We start from the raw sequence: 13,719 nt of genomic DNA, 5'->3' as shown, positions 1-13,719 counted from the left end.
ATGGAAGGCCGTGACCCGGAAATCGGCGAGAACAAGATCAAGGAACTGATGGCGGCCGTGGACGAGTACATCCCGACGCCTGAGCGTGCTGTTGACCAGCCGTTCCTGATGCCGATCGAAGACGTGTTCTCGATCTCGGGCCGTGGTACCGTTGTGACCGGTCGTGTTGAGCGTGGCGTGATCAACGTTGGCGACGAAATCGAAATCGTCGGCATCAAAGACACCACCAAGACCACCTGCACCGGCGTTGAAATGTTCCGCAAGCTGCTGGACCGCGGTGAAGCAGGCGACAACATCGGCGCGCTGCTGCGTGGTATCGACCGTGAGTCGGTCGAGCGTGGCCAGGTTCTGTGTAAGCCGGGTTCCGTGACCCCGCACACCAAGTTCGAAGCCGAAGCCTATATCCTGACCAAGGAAGAAGGCGGCCGTCACACCCCGTTCTTTGCGAACTATCGTCCGCAGTTCTACTTCCGTACCACCGACGTCACTGGCACCGTGACCCTGCCGGAAGGTACCGAGATGGTGATGCCGGGCGACAACCTGAAGTTCTCGGTTGAGCTGATCGCACCGATCGCGATGGAAGACGGCCTGCGCTTCGCCATCCGCGAAGGCGGCCGCACCGTCGGCGCCGGCGTCGTTTCCAAAATCATTGAATAATTCGCACTTGCGAATGATCAAACGGAAAGGGCGCCCTTGCGGCGCCCTTTTTCTATGCGGTACCGGTTGAGCAGGGCAGGGTCCGACCAGGGGCCGAAGGCCGTCTTGCAAAAGCTCGGGTGGAGCTTATGAGGCCAGCAGGAGGCGAGAGCCTCGGGTGCGCAAAGCGCGCCCGCCCTCCGGCCTGGTCGGGCGTGGCCCGAACGCCGGGCGTCCGGGCCAATACCGCTATTACGGGCATTGCTGAAGGGCAGTTTCCATTTGCTCACAAAAATCAGAAAACTCAAATACCGTCGATGTTAGGCATGTCGTGGCATCAAGAGCGAAGAGGATGCATTCGCCTCCAATGAATACCTGCTTTTCAACCGGTTTGCGCTCTTGAATGGCACGTTGCTCGTTCATAGCCTTTGGAAGCCACTCAATGAAGGTTTCTCTATTGGGAGGGGTGCATTCTGGTTTGAAACGTAGGCCATAATCCAGCCTTTCGGAGATAAATCCGTTTGCAGAACGATAGGCAAACCCTTTCATACATTGGTCGTGGGTACTGTATCCAATATGGTAGACAGTAGTAGTGACATCGCTCGGTATCTTCTCGATTGACCTAATTTCGTCCCACCGACGCTCAAGCGAACTTGGTGTGTGGTAGTCTAGGTTTTCGATACCAGTGAGGAGCATTCTATTGTTGATGTATGTAGCCCAATCCGCTGCGAAGCCAGCGCAACCGGTTCCTGCGATAATCGTCTTGAGATGTGGCACATATTGCGCTTTTGCAGTGAAAAAACTTGGCGTCCCGTTGGGCGTAGTCGCAAGAGTATCTACCGCGAGAAGCGCTGTTTCTTCATTGAAATCAAAGATAATTGAGGACAAACGAGCCTCCGATGTGTGAGGAAATAGGGTGTTATTATTGAAACGATAGTCATTTATTCCAGCGCCATCTAGTCGTGCAAGCTGCCAGCTCCCTTAAGCTTTTGGTTGATTTCTGTTGAACGTATCCATTTAAGCCATTTTGTCGGCACGCCCAAACAATCCCCAAATCTACCGCCCGCCCCACCCGCAACCGTTTCGCGCGCGAAACATCTTGCCACCTCAGCTCAACGGGTGTAACAGGCCCCATCCCGCATGTCGGGAACAGGGCGGGGTGATTCCCGCCCTTTGGGTTCGATGAGGGTGTGCGGTGGTCGTGGGCCCTCCTCTCAACTCCAACGCCTACAAAAGGCTGACGAAATGCAAAGTCAAAACATTCGCATTCGGCTGAAGGCTTTTGATTACCGCGTGCTGGATGCCAGCACCCAGGAAATCGTGAACACTGCAAAGCGCACCGGCGCGCAGGTTCGTGGCCCGATCCCGCTTCCGAACAAGATCGAGAAATTCACCGTTCTGCGTGGTCCCCACGTCGACAAGAAATCCCGTGACCAGTTCGAGATCCGTACGCACAAGCGTATGCTGGATATCGTTGATCCGACCCCCCAGACCGTGGACGCGCTGATGAAGCTCGACCTGGCGGCTGGCGTGGACGTCGAGATCAAGCTGCAGTCGTAAGATCGGAGGGTAATGAATATGCGCTCTGGTATTATCGCAAAGAAAGTCGGCATGACCCGGCTGTTCATGGAAGACGGCAAGCAGATCCCTGTTACCGTTCTTCACTTGGACGGTCTGCAGGTGGTGTCGCAACGCACCGAAGACAAAGACGGCTACACCGCCGTTCAGCTGGGCGCAGGCTCGGCCAAGGTAAAGCGCGTCTCCAAGGCGATGCGCGGTCACTTTGCCGCTGCAAAGGTTGAACCCAAGCGGAAGCTGGTCGAATTCCGCGTCCCCGCGGATGCCCTGATCGAAGTCGGCGCCGAAATCTCGGCCGAGCACTTCCTGGAAGGTCAGAAAGTGGACGTGACCGGCACCTCGATCGGTAAAGGTTTCGCAGGCGCCATGAAGCGCTGGAACTTTGGTGGTCTGCGCGCCTCGCACGGTGTGTCGATCTCCCACCGTTCGCACGGCTCCACCGGCCAGTGTCAGGATCCCGGCAAGGTCTTCAAAGGCAAGAAGATGGCCGGCCACATGGGTGCTGCCCGCGTGACCACCCAGAACCTCGAAGTCGTGAAAACCGACGCCGAGCGTGGCCTGGTGTTCATCAAAGGCGCCGTGCCCGGTCCGAAATCCGGTTGGGTAACCGTCAAGGATGCCGTCAAGAAGAAAGCGCCCGAAGGTCTGCCCTTCCCGGCCGCTCTGAAGGCAGCAGCAACCGAAGCACCGGCGGAAGAAGCGCCCGCGGAAGGTGGTGAAGCATGAAACTTGATGTGATCAAACTCGACGGCGGCAAGGCAGGCGATATCGAACTGTCCGAAGACCTGTTCGGTCTGGAGCCGCGTGCGGACATCCTGCACCGTGTGGTCCGCTGGCAGCGCAACAACGCGCAGGCCGGTACCCACAAGGTCAAGACCCGCTCGGAGACCTCCTACTCGACCAAGAAGATCTACCGCCAAAAGGGCACCGGTGGCGCACGCCATGGTGACCGTAACGCGCCGATCTTCCGCAAGGGTGGTATCTACAAGGGTCCGACCCCGCGCAGCCACGGCCACGAGCTGACCAAGAAGTTCCGCAAGCTGGGCCTGCGCCACGCGCTGTCCGCCAAGGCGAAAGCCGGTGAGCTGGTCGTGATCGAGGACGCAACCGCAGAAGGCAAGACCGCACTGCTGGCCAAGCAGGTGAAGAACCTGGGCTGGAAGCGCGCGCTGGTCATCGACGGTGCCTCGGTGAACGAGGGTTTCCTCAAAGCATCGCGCAACATCGAAGGTCTGGATATCCTGCCGACGATGGGTGCAAACGTCTATGACATCCTCAAGCGTGACACCCTGGTGATCACCAAGGCGGGTGTCGAAGCACTGGAGGCTCGACTGAAATGAGCGCGAAGGCAGAACACTACGACGTGATCCGCAAGCCGATCATCACCGAGAAATCCACCATGGCATCGGAAGCCGGTGCAGTGGTTTTCGAAGTGGCGATCGACAGCAACAAGCCCCAGATCAAGGAGGCCGTCGAGGCGCTCTTTGGTGTGAAGGTCAAAGCGGTCAACACCACCATCACCAAGGGTAAGGTCAAGCGTTTCCGCGGCCAGATCGGCCGTCGCAAGGACGTCAAGAAAGCCTATGTGACCCTGGAAGAAGGCAACACCATCGACGTGTCCACCGGACTCTGAGATCTGTTTCTTTGAGAAGATCGAAGGCCCTCGCGAAAGCGGGGGCCTTTTTCGTTGGCGTCAGTATGGAGGCCAACTAGGCGGTAGCTTTCCTTTGGGCGTGTAAAAAGCACTTTGGATTGTAACGGTGTTGTTGTATACACGAGAAAATTGAATTGCGCGTTTTGGACAACTACTTTGTCACCAGAATTATTGGTGGTGTATTTTGTGAGGAGGGGAATATGATTGTGCGGTCGATGTTGGCGTTTGGGTGCGTTTTTGTGTTGGCTAACTGTCACCACAACGGACTAAATACAGCGCGGGTTGACTACTCTTATGCCAAACCAAGTCGGACGGGGATGTTGGATCCTCGTGCAACGCCAGCTGGAACATTCTACCTCTGGAATGTCAGTGCGAATAGGTTAACGCCGTTGGGACAAGTTGCATTGACGCCGGGAACCGCTAGTGCTCCGCGAGATATTGAAGCGCGCAATATGGCGGGATTTGGTGTATCAGGCTTGCCAATAAACGATGTAAAAATTGTTGAAGCGAGCATTGGTGGGCATATCAGGACCACCGTTTCAAATAGTGTTCGGCAAGGTTACTATAACTCGAAGTCTGCCTTGAGCAAGTTTGTCCTGCAGCAGAAGACCGAGTTGGGGTCTACTGAAGCAGATATTCTAGATCTATTCCGACCCAAAGATCCAAACTATCGTGTGGTTATCTTCATTGCTGAAGAGAGGTCTGGTAAAGTCGAAGTATACGCTGGCGGGACTTCTGAGGACACGGGAGGCATCGCAAAGTTTGAAGTCAAACTGGGAGACAATGAAATTGTAACCGTATCCGCTGATGCATATAGCAAGGCTGGATGTTCATCGTCTGAAGGTTCTGAGGCGCGTCCAGTTTGTTTTACTGAAGCGATTGTTTACGATCCCTATATCCAAGAGAACGGTAAGATGGGTTGGAGAATTGACGATGGGTTTAGTCAGAGCGAGCTGTCGGAGGCGCTGCGCAGTCTGTGAGTAGTTCATCTCCCTGTTTGGGTTAAATCCTCACGGGGTAGCGAACCAGTCAATTGGGCGGCGGATGCCGTCTTCCCCATTGCCACCCCCACGAACCTCTGCTAAACGGCACCAATCCTGAAGGCCTCGGATTCGTCCGGGGCTGTCTCTTTTGTCGGGATACTGAATAACCTGGGACCTTCGGGGCCCTTCAGATCGGTCACCTGACCCGCCGCATGCGGCACATCAGGGGGCTTTAACATAGCTGGGTCAAAGACAAGAACCTAAGACCCGGCACGCTAAACGGAAGACAGAAAGCATGGCACTTAAGTCGTATAAACCGACGACGCCGGGCCAGCGTGGGCTGGTTCTGATCGACCGTTCGGAGCTTTGGAAAGGGCGTCCGGTCAAGTCTCTCACTGAGGGTCTGACCAAATCGGGCGGCCGGAACAACACCGGACGGATCACTTCTCGCCGCCGTGGTGGTGGCGCAAAGCGTCTTTACCGGATCGTTGACTTCAAACGGAACAAATTTGATGTCGCCGCAACCGTCGAGCGCATTGAATATGACCCCAACCGGACTGCCTTCATCGCCCTGGTGAAGTACGACGACGGCGAGCAGGCCTATATCCTGGCCCCTCAGCGTCTGGCAGTTGGTGACAAGGTCATCGCCTCCGCAAAGGCAGACATCAAGCCGGGCAACGCGATGCCGTTCTCGGGCATGCCGATCGGTACCATCATCCACAACATCGAAATGAAGCCCGGCAAAGGCGGCCAGATCGCCCGTGCAGCCGGTACCTACGCTCAGTTCGTTGGTCGTGACGGTGGCTACGCGCAGATCCGCCTGTCCTCGGGTGAACTTCGCATGGTCCGTCAGGAATGCATGGCAACCGTTGGTGCGGTTTCCAACCCCGACAACAGCAACCAGAACTACGGTAAAGCTGGCCGTATGCGCCACAAGGGCAAGCGTCCTTCGGTGCGTGGTGTGGTCATGAACCCGATCGATCACCCGCACGGTGGTGGTGAAGGTCGTACCTCTGGTGGTCGTCACCCGGTGACCCCCTGGGGTAAGCCGACCAAGGGTAAGCGTACCCGCAACAAAAACAAAGCGTCGCAAAAGCTTATCATCCGCTCGCGTCACGCCAAGAAGAAGGGGCGTTAATCTATGTCTCGCTCTGTATGGAAAGGTCCTTTCGTTGACAGCTACGTGCTTAAGAAAGCCGAAGCTGCACGTGAATCGGGCCGCAATGAAGTGATCAAGATCTGGTCGCGTCGCAGCACCATCCTGCCCCAGTTCGTGGGTCTGACCTTTGGTGTCTACAACGGCCAGAAGCACATCCCTGTCAACGTCTCGGAAGACATGATCGGTCAGAAGTTCGGTGAGTATTCGCCGACCCGGACCTACTATGGTCATGCTGCGGACAAGAAAGCGAAGCGGAAGTAAGTCATGGGTAAGGAAAAGAATCCCCGCCGCGTGGCCGACAACGAAGCAATGGCGAAAACCCGCATGCTTCGCACCAGCCCGCAGAAACTGAACCTGGTGGCTCAGATGATCCGTGGCAAGAAAGTGGACAAGGCCCTGACGGACCTGACTTTCTCCAACAAGCGGATCGCGCAGGACGTGAAGAAATGCCTTCAGTCCGCCATCGCCAACGCCGAGAACAACCACAACCTGGACGTCGATGAACTGATCGTCGCCGAGGCATGGGTCGGCAAGAACATGACCATGAAGCGCGGTCGTCCGCGGGCCCGTGGTCGCTTCGGCAAGATCCTGAAGCCGTTCGCCGAGATCACCATCAAGGTGCGTCAAGTTGAGGAGCAAGCCTAATGGGACATAAAGTCAATCCGGTCGGCATGCGCCTTCAGGTCAACCGCACCTGGGACAGCCGTTGGTACGCCGACACCAAGGACTACGGTGATCTTCTGCTGGAAGATCTGAAAATCCGCGAGTTCATCAAGGAAGAGTGCAAGCAGGCAGGTGTTGCCCGCGTGATCATCGAACGCCCCCACAAGAAGTGCCGTGTGACCATTCACACCGCGCGTCCGGGCGTGATCATCGGCAAGAAAGGCGCCGACATCGAGGTTCTTCGCAAGAAGATCGCCGCGATGACCGAGTCGGAACTGCACCTCAACATCGTTGAAGTCCGCAAGCCCGAGATGGACGCTCAGCTGGTCGGCGAGAGCATCGCCCAGCAGCTGGAACGTCGTGTCTCCTTCCGTCGCGCGATGAAGCGTGCCGTTCAGAACGCAATGCGCATGGGCGCCCTGGGTATCCGGGTGAACGTCGCGGGTCGTCTGGGTGGTGCCGAAATCGCCCGTACCGAATGGTACCGTGAAGGCCGTGTGCCGCTGCACACCCTGCGCGCCGACATCGATTACGCTCACTCCGAAGCCATGACCCCCTATGGGATCATCGGGATCAAGGTCTGGATCTTCAAAGGCGAGATCATGGAGCATGACCCGCAGGCGCGTGATCGTAAGTCTCAGGAAATCCAGGACGGCCCTGCACCCCGTGGTGCTGGTGGCGGTCGTCGCTAAGGAGGGTATGAGATGCTTCAACCCAAGCGTACGAAATTCCGCAAGATGCAGAAGGGCCGGATCAAGGGTCTGGCCAAGGGTGGTTCCGATCTGAACTTCGGCACCTACGGTCTGAAGGCTCTTGAGCCCGAGCGCGTTACCGCGCGCCAGATCGAAGCTGCACGTCGTGCCATGACGCGTCACATGAAGCGTCAGGGCCGCGTCTGGATCCGCATCTTCCCGGACACCCCTGTGACCTCCAAGCCCGTCGAAGTTCGTATGGGTAAAGGTAAGGGCTCCGTGGATTTCTGGGCCTGCAAGGTAAAGCCCGGTCGCGTGATGTTCGAAATCGACGGCGTCAATGACGACATCGCCCGCGAGGCCCTGCGCCTGGCCGCGATGAAGCTGCCGATCAAGACCCGCGTCGTGGTCCGCGAAGACTGGTAAGCCCGGTTTTGTCGCAAGAAATAGAAACCCCCGCCGAGCAATCGGCGGGGGTTTTTTCTTTTGGGCCGCGTGCCCTCTCGCCCTCTCGCCTTGACTGGAGTATGAACGGGACCATGGCACAGATCGACTCTCTCTTCGTAACCCGTCTCTATCGCGCTGAACTGTCCGAACACGGACCAAAGATCGACACGGGCGAACTTGAAAACTCCTGCCTTGTCATCGCGGAGGATGACGAGGCCGGCCAGGACTGGTGCGAGGAGAATGGCTATCCCGGCTATACCTCCTATGCCTCGCTGACGGATTTGCCCTGGCGGTTCCCGATCTTCGCCGATCTGGTGAAATCGCTGGATGCCCATGTGGCGGCCTTTGCCGAGGACCTGGAGTTGGAGCTGGATGACCGCAAGCTGGTGCTGGAGGATCTCTGGATCAACATCCTGCCCGAAGGCGGCACCCACGCCAGCCACATTCATCCCCATTCGGTGATCTCGGGTACCACCTATGTGTCGATGCCCGAAGGCGCCAGCGCGCTGAAGCTGGAAGATCCGCGCCACGCGATGATGATGGCCCATCCCCCGCGCCGCAAGGACTGCCGCCAGGAGCTGAAGACCTTCGTCTACCAGTCCCCCAAGGTGGGCGATGTGCTCTTGTGGGAAAGCTTCATCCGCCACGAGGTGCCGCTGAACATGGCCGAGGACGAGCGGATTTCGGTGAGCTTCAACTATAAGTGGGAGTGATTTCCTCACACTTCCAATGTACCATCTAAGATACTATCTGAGGTCTAGAGTACCAACCATCGGATCATAAGGGCAAAGGCTGTGGCGGAAAAATTGAAACACGAAACGGTCAAGGGTGGTAAGATTGGTCGCAGCGCCAAGACCGGGCGCTTCGTGATGGTGTCTACTGCCCGAGGCGACGACAAAGCCAGTCCGCTTACCGAAAGTGTGGTGAAGGGGGCTTCGTCAAAACGAAAAGAGGCGATGAAGCGTTTGGTCAATCGGTAGGCGGCACTACCGGGTGACGCTTGCTGATGCGATTACCGCGCATGACGAGGCGCTCAGCTACGGTGGGCGTTCTGGCATAAGCAGTCTGGATTTGATCGAGTCTGCCCTTGGACGCCCATATTCTGGATATCATTTGAGGATCTACCGAAAGGCTGCAGCCTTGCTCGAAAGCATGGTTGCAAATCATGGGTTCGTAGATGGCAACAAGCGAACCGCGTGGCTGGTTACTGAGATCCTTATCGAGAGAAGCGGATATTACTTGGATATCCCCGACGATGAACCGATCGATGATCTGGTTGTCGGTGTCGCTGACGGAAGTTGCTCATTCGACCAAACGTCTGAATGGTTTCGGCTCCGCTTGAAGACGGCTCGATAGTCGTAAGGGGGGGCGGTTCCGGCGAGTAGTCCCTAATCTTTCCCTTGCCCCCATCCGCCATCTCTCCTATATGGACCCATCGCCGCGCTCAGTGATGAGTCGCGGTGATCCATTTTTCGTGTCCGGATCCTTCCGGGCACGGGCGACATAACCCACCAGACCCAAGGGTGACCCAACAAAAGGGGCCCTCTGGTGCCAAGGAAAAGGAACAAAGGCGATGAACGCCAATGATCTGCGCGAAAAGACCGTGGACGAACTCCGCGATCTGCTTGCATCCATGAAAAAAGAGAGCTTCAACCTGCGCTTTCAGCAGGCAACCGGTCAGCTGGAAAACACCGCTGCAGTGCGCAACGCGCGCCGTAACGCAGCCAAGGTGAAAACCATCCTGAACGAAAAAGCCGCCGCAGCGGCTGAATAAGGAGCTACTCAGATGCCCAAACGTATCCTGCAAGGCGTCGTGACCTCCGACGCAAACGCACAGACCGTGACTGTCTCCGTAGAGCGCCGCTTTACGCATCCGGTTCTGAAGAAAACCATCCGTAAGTCCAAGAAATACCGGGCTCACGATGAAAAGAACGCTTTCAAGGTCGGCGACACCGTACGCATCATCGAATGCGCGCCGAAATCGAAAACGAAACGCTGGGAAGTTCTGGAAGCCTAAGAGCCTGTAACAAGGCTCCTGGCGACTAGGCTTTTTAGCACAGTCGAAACCCTGGGGGATACCAGCACGCATCGCTGCCCCAAAGGTCGGGAGAAACCACATGATCCAGATGCAAACCAATCTGGATGTTGCTGACAACTCCGGCGCGCGCCGAGTTCAGTGCATCAAGGTTCTGGGTGGTTCCAAGCGTAAATACGCATCCGTTGGCGACATCATCGTCGTCTCGGTCAAGGAAGCCATCCCGCGCGGTCGCGTAAAGAAAGGTGACGTCCGTAAGGCCGTCGTCGTGCGCACCGCCAAAGAAGTCCGCCGCGAAGACGGTACCGCGATCCGTTTCGATCGCAACGCCGCCGTCATCCTGAACAACAACAACGAGCCGGTCGGTACCCGTATCTTTGGCCCGGTTGTTCGTGAACTGCGCGCGAAGAACTTCATGAAAATCATCTCGCTCGCTCCGGAGGTGCTGTAATCATGGCTGCTAAACTCCGCAAAGGCGACAAGGTCGTCGTGCTGGCCGGTAAGGACAAGGGCAAGGAAGGCACCATCGCCTCCGTTGACCCCAAAGCCGGTAAAGCTGTTGTCGACGGCGTGAACATGGCGATCCGCCACACCCGTCAGAGCCAGACAAGCCAAGGCGGCCGCCTGCCCAAGGCCCTGCCGATCGACCTGTCGAACCTGGCTCTGCTGGACGCAAACGGCAAAGCAACCCGCGTTGGCTTCCGCATGGAAGGCGACAAGAAAGTGCGTTTTGCCAAGACCACGGGGGACGTGATCGATGCTTGATTCCGCAAACTACACCCCGCGTCTGAAGGATCTCTACAAGGACACCATCCGTGGCGCCCTGAAAGAGGAATTCAGCTACAAGAACGAGATGATGATCCCCAAGCTGGACAAGATCGTTCTGAACATCGGCTGTGGCCGTGCTGCCGTCAAAGACAGCAAGAAAGCCAAGTCCGCTCAGGCCGACCTGACCGCGATCGCGGGCCAGAAGGCGCTGACCACCGTCGCCAAGAACTCCATCGCCGGCTTCCGCGTTCGCGAAGGCATGCCGATGGGCGCCAAGGTGACCCTGCGCGGCGACCGGATGTACGAATTCCTGGATCGTCTGATCACCATCGCAATGCCCCGTATCCGCGACTTCCGCGGTGTGTCGGGTAACTCGTTCGACGGTCGTGGCAACTACGCCATGGGCCTGAAAGAACACATGGTGTTCCCCGAGATCGACTTCGACAAGATCGACGAACCCTGGGGCATGGACATTGTGATTGCCACCACCGCGAACACCGACGCGGAAGCAAAGGCGCTGTTGAAAGCTTTCAACATGCCCTTCAACAGCTAAGCGCGGGAAGGAAGAGACATGGCTAAGAAAAGCATGATCGAACGCGAGAAGAAGCGCGAGCGCCTGGTGGCTCAGTATGCCGCAAAGCGCGCCGAGCTGAAAGAAATCGCAAATGACGAAAACCGCCCGATGGAAGAGCGCTTCAAGGCGCGTCTGAAACTGGCGAAACTGCCGCGCAACTCGTCGGCAACCCGTCTGCACAACCGCTGCCAGCTGACCGGCCGTCCGCACGCTTACTATCGTAAGCTGAAGATCAGCCGTATCGCTCTGCGGGAACTGGGCTCCAATGGCCAGATCCCCGGCATGGTGAAATCGAGCTGGTAAGGGAGAGACAGATATGAACGATCCTATCGGCGATATGCTCACCCGTATCCGTAACTCGCAGATGCGCGGCAAATCCACCGTCATGACCCCGGCTTCCAAGCTGCGGGCATGGGTTCTGGATGTGCTGGCGGACGAGGGTTACATCCGCGGCTATGAGAAAACCACTGGTGAAAATGGCCACCCGGCCATCGAAATCAGCCTCAAGTACTTCGATGGCGAACCCGTCATTCGCGAACTGAAGCGGGTCTCCAAACCCGGTCGTCGCGTTTACATGGGCGTCAATGACATTCCGTCGGTCCGTCAGGGCCTGGGCGTGTCGATTGTCTCCACCCCCAAGGGTGTGATGTCGGACGCAAACGCACGCGCAGCCAACGTCGGCGGCGAAGTGCTCTGCACCGTCTTCTAAGGAGGCTATCAGATGTCCCGTATTGGTAAGAAACCGGTCGAACTGCCCAGCGGTGTTTCCGCAAGCGTGTCCGGCCAGACCGTCGAAGTGAAAGGCCCCAAGGGGACCCGTAGCTTCACCGCCACCGACGACGTCACCCTGACTGTCGAGGACAACGTTGTTAAGGTCGAGCCGCGCGGCAAGTCCAAACGTGCCCGTCAGCAGTGGGGCATGTCCCGCACCATGGTTGCAAACCTGGTTGCAGGCGTGACCACCGGCTTCAAGAAAGAGCTGGAGATCCAGGGTGTGGGTTACCGGGCAAGCATGCAGGGCAACACCCTGAAGCTGAACCTGGGCTATAGCCACGACGTCGACTTCGTTGCTCCGGAAGGTGTCACCATCACCGCTCCGAAGCAGACCGAAATCGTTGTGGAAGGTAACGACCAGCAGCAGGTTGGCGAAGTTGCGGCGAAAATCCGCGATTGGCGCCGTCCCGAGCCCTACAAAGGCAAGGGTATCCGCTACAAGGGCGAGTTTATCTTCCGCAAGGAAGGCAAGAAGAAGTAAGGACCAGCAAAATGGCAAACAGCAAACGTACCCTGTTTCTGAAGCGTCGCCTGCGCGTCCGGAACAAGCTTCGCAAGGTCAACGCCGGTCGTGTGCGTCTTTCCGTGCACCGCTCGAACAAGAACATCTCGGTTCAGCTGATCGACGATGTTGCGGGCAAGACCCTGGCAGCGGCCTCGACCCTGGAAAAAGATCTCGGCTTTGTTGGCAAGAACAACATCGAAGCCGCCACCAAAGTGGGTTCGGTGATCGCCGAGCGTGCCAAGGCGGCTGGCGTCTCCGAGGCCTATTTCGATCGTGGTGGCTTCCTGTTCCACGGCAAGGTGAAGGCTCTGGCCGACGCTGCGCGTGAAGGTGGTCTGAAGATCTAAGACCTGCGGGCGGCGTTCGCGCCGCCCCGATGATCCGGGAGGGTCCCGTCCGGGACCTCTCACCAGGATTGAGATAACAGGCGCCCCTGCCTATTGGACGCGCCAGTCAGAAAGGAATGCCTCATGGCAGAACGTGAAAACCGCCGTGGCCGTGGCCGCCGCGAAGAGGAAACACCGGAATTCGCAGATCGCCTGGTCGCGATCAACCGCGTGTCGAAAACCGTTAAAGGCGGTAAGCGCTTTGGCTTTGCCGCGCTCGTCGTCGTTGGCGATCAGAAAGGCCGCGTCGGCTTTGGCAAGGGTAAGGCGAAAGAAGTGCCCGAGGCCATCCGCAAGGCAACCGAGCAGGCCAAGCGTCAGATGATCCGCGTGCCGCTGAAAGAGGGCCGTACCCTGCACCACGACATGAACGGTCGTCACGGTGCCGGCAAGGTCGTCATGCGCACCGCACCGGAAGGTACCGGTATCATCGCCGGTGGTCCGATGCGTGCCGTTTTCGAGATGCTGGGCGTCAAGGACGTTGTCTCGAAGTCGATCGGTTCGCAGAACCCCTACAACATGATCCGCGCAACCATCAACGGCCTGACCAAAGAGCAGAGCCCGCGTTCGGTTGCCCAGCGTCGTGGCAAAAAGGTTGCCGACATCCTGCCCAAGCGGGACGAAGCACCGGCTGCCGAAGCCGCTGAAGCGTAAGGAGACGGACACATGGCCAAGACCATCGTCGTAAAGCAGATCGGCTCCCCGATCCGCCGCCCCGCCAAACAGCGCCAGACGCTGATCGGCCTGGGCCTGAACAAGATGCACAAGACCCGTGAGCTGGAAGATACCCCTTCCGTGCGTGGCATGATCAACAAGATCCCCCACATGGTCGAGATCATCGAAGAAAAAGACTAAGCCCTCAGCG

26 protein-coding genes are annotated in these 13,719 nt (G+C 57.6%); 25 read left to right on the top strand and 1 reads right to left on the bottom strand.

The features are described from left to right. On the top strand, positions 1-657 hold a 657-nt coding region (locus PXK01_RS18390), incomplete at its 5' end, for an EF-Tu C-terminal domain-related protein (RefSeq protein WP_274861189.1). A 231-nt stretch (positions 658-888) separates the two neighbouring features. Here the strand turns inward: PXK01_RS18390 and PXK01_RS18385 are convergent. Further along, a complete protein-coding gene (locus PXK01_RS18385) occupies positions 889-1,524 on the bottom strand; it encodes a hypothetical protein (RefSeq protein WP_274861187.1) in 636 nt (211 codons plus the stop codon). Positions 1,525-1,881: 357 nt separating this feature from the next. Between PXK01_RS18385 and rpsJ the strand changes: the two genes are divergently transcribed. The 24 genes from rpsJ (at position 1,882) to rpmD (ending at position 13,709) form a co-directional block, all read left to right on the top strand. Beyond that, entirely contained in the window at positions 1,882-2,196 is a 315-nt protein-coding gene (rpsJ, locus tag PXK01_RS18380) for a 30S ribosomal protein S10 (RefSeq protein ID WP_058289455.1), read from the top strand. Between the two features lie 18 nt (positions 2,197-2,214). After that, positions 2,215-2,940, top strand: coding sequence for a 50S ribosomal protein L3 (gene rplC / locus PXK01_RS18375; RefSeq protein WP_274861191.1), 726 nt, complete (start codon positions 2,215-2,217; stop codon positions 2,938-2,940). Further along, positions 2,937-3,554: a 50S ribosomal protein L4 gene (rplD, locus tag PXK01_RS18370; protein WP_274849419.1), complete on the top strand. Its 618-nt coding sequence runs from the start codon at positions 2,937-2,939 to the stop codon at positions 3,552-3,554. The genes rplC and rplD overlap by 4 nt, the downstream gene beginning before the upstream one ends. Further along, positions 3,551-3,847, top strand: a complete 297-nt coding sequence (locus PXK01_RS18365) for a 50S ribosomal protein L23 (RefSeq protein WP_192965366.1) — start codon at positions 3,551-3,553, stop codon at positions 3,845-3,847. The genes rplD and PXK01_RS18365 overlap by 4 nt, the downstream gene beginning before the upstream one ends. A 164-nt stretch (positions 3,848-4,011) precedes the next feature. Beyond that, the gene (locus PXK01_RS18360) at positions 4,012-4,848 is read left to right on the top strand and encodes a hypothetical protein (RefSeq protein ID WP_274861186.1); all 837 of its coding nucleotides are present in this window, start codon (positions 4,012-4,014) and stop codon (positions 4,846-4,848) included. A 298-nt stretch (positions 4,849-5,146) separates the two neighbouring features. Then, complete coding sequence (gene rplB, locus PXK01_RS18355; RefSeq protein ID WP_274861185.1) at positions 5,147-5,989, top strand: 50S ribosomal protein L2; 843 nt, start codon at positions 5,147-5,149, stop codon at positions 5,987-5,989. Between the two features lie 3 nt (positions 5,990-5,992). Continuing rightward, complete coding sequence (rpsS, locus tag PXK01_RS18350; RefSeq protein ID WP_058335693.1) at positions 5,993-6,271, top strand: 30S ribosomal protein S19; 279 nt, start codon at positions 5,993-5,995, stop codon at positions 6,269-6,271. Between the two features lie 3 nt (positions 6,272-6,274). Further along, positions 6,275-6,655 (top strand): 50S ribosomal protein L22, encoded by a 381-nt coding sequence (rplV, locus tag PXK01_RS18345; protein ID WP_274849422.1) that lies wholly within the window; start codon positions 6,275-6,277, stop codon positions 6,653-6,655. Then, complete coding sequence (gene rpsC, locus PXK01_RS18340) at positions 6,655-7,365, top strand: 30S ribosomal protein S3 (RefSeq protein ID WP_274849423.1); 711 nt, start codon at positions 6,655-6,657, stop codon at positions 7,363-7,365. The genes rplV and rpsC overlap by 1 nt, the downstream gene beginning before the upstream one ends. A 12-nt stretch (positions 7,366-7,377) precedes the next feature. Further along, positions 7,378-7,791, top strand: a complete 414-nt coding sequence (gene rplP, locus PXK01_RS18335) for a 50S ribosomal protein L16 (protein ID WP_192965371.1) — start codon at positions 7,378-7,380, stop codon at positions 7,789-7,791. A gap of 113 nt (positions 7,792-7,904) precedes the next feature. Next, complete coding sequence (locus tag PXK01_RS18330) at positions 7,905-8,525, top strand: TIGR02466 family protein (RefSeq protein WP_274861184.1); 621 nt, start codon at positions 7,905-7,907, stop codon at positions 8,523-8,525. 81 nt (positions 8,526-8,606) lie between these two features. After that, entirely contained in the window at positions 8,607-8,792 is a 186-nt protein-coding gene (locus PXK01_RS18325) for a hypothetical protein (RefSeq protein ID WP_274861182.1), read from the top strand. A 13-nt stretch (positions 8,793-8,805) separates the two neighbouring features. Beyond that, entirely contained in the window at positions 8,806-9,168 is a 363-nt protein-coding gene (locus tag PXK01_RS22030; RefSeq protein WP_446728463.1) for a type II toxin-antitoxin system death-on-curing family toxin, read from the top strand. 217 nt (positions 9,169-9,385) lie between these two features. Continuing rightward, positions 9,386-9,586, top strand: a complete 201-nt coding sequence (rpmC, locus tag PXK01_RS18320; protein ID WP_274849426.1) for a 50S ribosomal protein L29 — start codon at positions 9,386-9,388, stop codon at positions 9,584-9,586. 12 nt (positions 9,587-9,598) lie between these two features. After that, entirely contained in the window at positions 9,599-9,829 is a 231-nt protein-coding gene (gene rpsQ, locus PXK01_RS18315) for a 30S ribosomal protein S17 (protein ID WP_008555996.1), read from the top strand. 100 nt (positions 9,830-9,929) lie between these two features. Further along, a complete protein-coding gene (gene rplN, locus PXK01_RS18310; protein ID WP_005621870.1) occupies positions 9,930-10,298 on the top strand; it encodes a 50S ribosomal protein L14 in 369 nt (122 codons plus the stop codon). A 2-nt stretch (positions 10,299-10,300) separates the two neighbouring features. Then, a complete protein-coding gene (rplX, locus tag PXK01_RS18305) occupies positions 10,301-10,612 on the top strand; it encodes a 50S ribosomal protein L24 (RefSeq protein WP_274849427.1) in 312 nt (103 codons plus the stop codon). After that, a complete protein-coding gene (rplE, locus tag PXK01_RS18300) occupies positions 10,605-11,168 on the top strand; it encodes a 50S ribosomal protein L5 (protein WP_274849428.1) in 564 nt (187 codons plus the stop codon). The genes rplX and rplE overlap by 8 nt, the downstream gene beginning before the upstream one ends. A gap of 18 nt (positions 11,169-11,186) precedes the next feature. Beyond that, positions 11,187-11,492: a 30S ribosomal protein S14 gene (gene rpsN / locus PXK01_RS18295; protein WP_065271461.1), complete on the top strand. Its 306-nt coding sequence runs from the start codon at positions 11,187-11,189 to the stop codon at positions 11,490-11,492. A 13-nt stretch (positions 11,493-11,505) separates the two neighbouring features. Beyond that, positions 11,506-11,898 (top strand): 30S ribosomal protein S8, encoded by a 393-nt coding sequence (gene rpsH / locus PXK01_RS18290; RefSeq protein ID WP_008554600.1) that lies wholly within the window; start codon positions 11,506-11,508, stop codon positions 11,896-11,898. Positions 11,899-11,910: 12 nt separating this feature from the next. Continuing rightward, on the top strand, positions 11,911-12,444 hold the full coding sequence (gene rplF / locus PXK01_RS18285) for a 50S ribosomal protein L6 (protein WP_274849429.1): 534 nt from the start codon (positions 11,911-11,913) through the stop codon (positions 12,442-12,444). An 11-nt stretch (positions 12,445-12,455) separates the two neighbouring features. Continuing rightward, complete coding sequence (rplR, locus tag PXK01_RS18280; protein ID WP_274849430.1) at positions 12,456-12,815, top strand: 50S ribosomal protein L18; 360 nt, start codon at positions 12,456-12,458, stop codon at positions 12,813-12,815. A 123-nt stretch (positions 12,816-12,938) separates the two neighbouring features. Continuing rightward, positions 12,939-13,508 carry a 30S ribosomal protein S5 gene (gene rpsE, locus PXK01_RS18275; RefSeq protein ID WP_274849431.1) on the top strand — a complete coding sequence of 190 codons (570 nt, stop codon included), beginning with the start codon at positions 12,939-12,941 and terminating at the stop codon, positions 13,506-13,508. A 12-nt stretch (positions 13,509-13,520) separates the two neighbouring features. Next, positions 13,521-13,709: a 50S ribosomal protein L30 gene (gene rpmD, locus PXK01_RS18270; protein ID WP_274849432.1), complete on the top strand. Its 189-nt coding sequence runs from the start codon at positions 13,521-13,523 to the stop codon at positions 13,707-13,709. Positions 13,710-13,719 lie beyond the last annotated feature (10 nt).

It is taken from the genome of Phaeobacter sp. PT47_59, from assembly GCF_028890025.1.
Taxonomy (GTDB): domain Bacteria; phylum Pseudomonadota; class Alphaproteobacteria; order Rhodobacterales; family Rhodobacteraceae; genus Phycobacter.
Note: the sequence above shows the minus strand (reverse complement) of the source record. Positions and strands in the feature narration are given on the sequence as shown.

Bases quoted from the DNA above. Each gene is read 5' to 3' on its own strand.
- rplD (WP_274849419.1), top strand. From the start codon at position 2,937: ATGAAACTTGATGTGATCAAACTCGACGGCGGCAAGGCAGGCGATATC.
- rplC (WP_274861191.1), top strand. From the start codon at position 2,215: ATGCGCTCTGGTATTATCGCAAAGAAAGTCGGCATGACCCGGCTGTTC.
- rpsS (WP_058335693.1), top strand. From the start codon at position 5,993: ATGTCTCGCTCTGTATGGAAAGGTCCTTTCGTTGACAGCTACGTGCTT.
- rplF (WP_274849429.1), top strand. From the start codon at position 11,911: ATGTCCCGTATTGGTAAGAAACCGGTCGAACTGCCCAGCGGTGTTTCC.
- rplB (WP_274861185.1), top strand. From the start codon at position 5,147: ATGGCACTTAAGTCGTATAAACCGACGACGCCGGGCCAGCGTGGGCTG.
- rpsH (WP_008554600.1), top strand. From the start codon at position 11,506: ATGAACGATCCTATCGGCGATATGCTCACCCGTATCCGTAACTCGCAG.
- rpmC (WP_274849426.1), top strand. From the start codon at position 9,386: ATGAACGCCAATGATCTGCGCGAAAAGACCGTGGACGAACTCCGCGAT.
- rplN (WP_005621870.1), top strand. From the start codon at position 9,930: ATGATCCAGATGCAAACCAATCTGGATGTTGCTGACAACTCCGGCGCG.
- rplX (WP_274849427.1), top strand. From the start codon at position 10,301: ATGGCTGCTAAACTCCGCAAAGGCGACAAGGTCGTCGTGCTGGCCGGT.
- PXK01_RS18330 (WP_274861184.1), top strand. From the start codon at position 7,905: ATGGCACAGATCGACTCTCTCTTCGTAACCCGTCTCTATCGCGCTGAA.
- rpsQ (WP_008555996.1), top strand. From the start codon at position 9,599: ATGCCCAAACGTATCCTGCAAGGCGTCGTGACCTCCGACGCAAACGCA.
- rplR (WP_274849430.1), top strand. From the start codon at position 12,456: ATGGCAAACAGCAAACGTACCCTGTTTCTGAAGCGTCGCCTGCGCGTC.
- PXK01_RS18365 (WP_192965366.1), top strand. From the start codon at position 3,551: ATGAGCGCGAAGGCAGAACACTACGACGTGATCCGCAAGCCGATCATC.
- rpsE (WP_274849431.1), top strand. From the start codon at position 12,939: ATGGCAGAACGTGAAAACCGCCGTGGCCGTGGCCGCCGCGAAGAGGAA.
- rplP (WP_192965371.1), top strand. From the start codon at position 7,378: ATGCTTCAACCCAAGCGTACGAAATTCCGCAAGATGCAGAAGGGCCGG.
- rpmD (WP_274849432.1), top strand. From the start codon at position 13,521: ATGGCCAAGACCATCGTCGTAAAGCAGATCGGCTCCCCGATCCGCCGC.
- rpsJ (WP_058289455.1), top strand. From the start codon at position 1,882: ATGCAAAGTCAAAACATTCGCATTCGGCTGAAGGCTTTTGATTACCGC.
- rpsN (WP_065271461.1), top strand. From the start codon at position 11,187: ATGGCTAAGAAAAGCATGATCGAACGCGAGAAGAAGCGCGAGCGCCTG.
- rpsC (WP_274849423.1), top strand. From the start codon at position 6,655: ATGGGACATAAAGTCAATCCGGTCGGCATGCGCCTTCAGGTCAACCGC.
- rplV (WP_274849422.1), top strand. From the start codon at position 6,275: ATGGGTAAGGAAAAGAATCCCCGCCGCGTGGCCGACAACGAAGCAATG.
- rplE (WP_274849428.1), top strand. From the start codon at position 10,605: ATGCTTGATTCCGCAAACTACACCCCGCGTCTGAAGGATCTCTACAAG.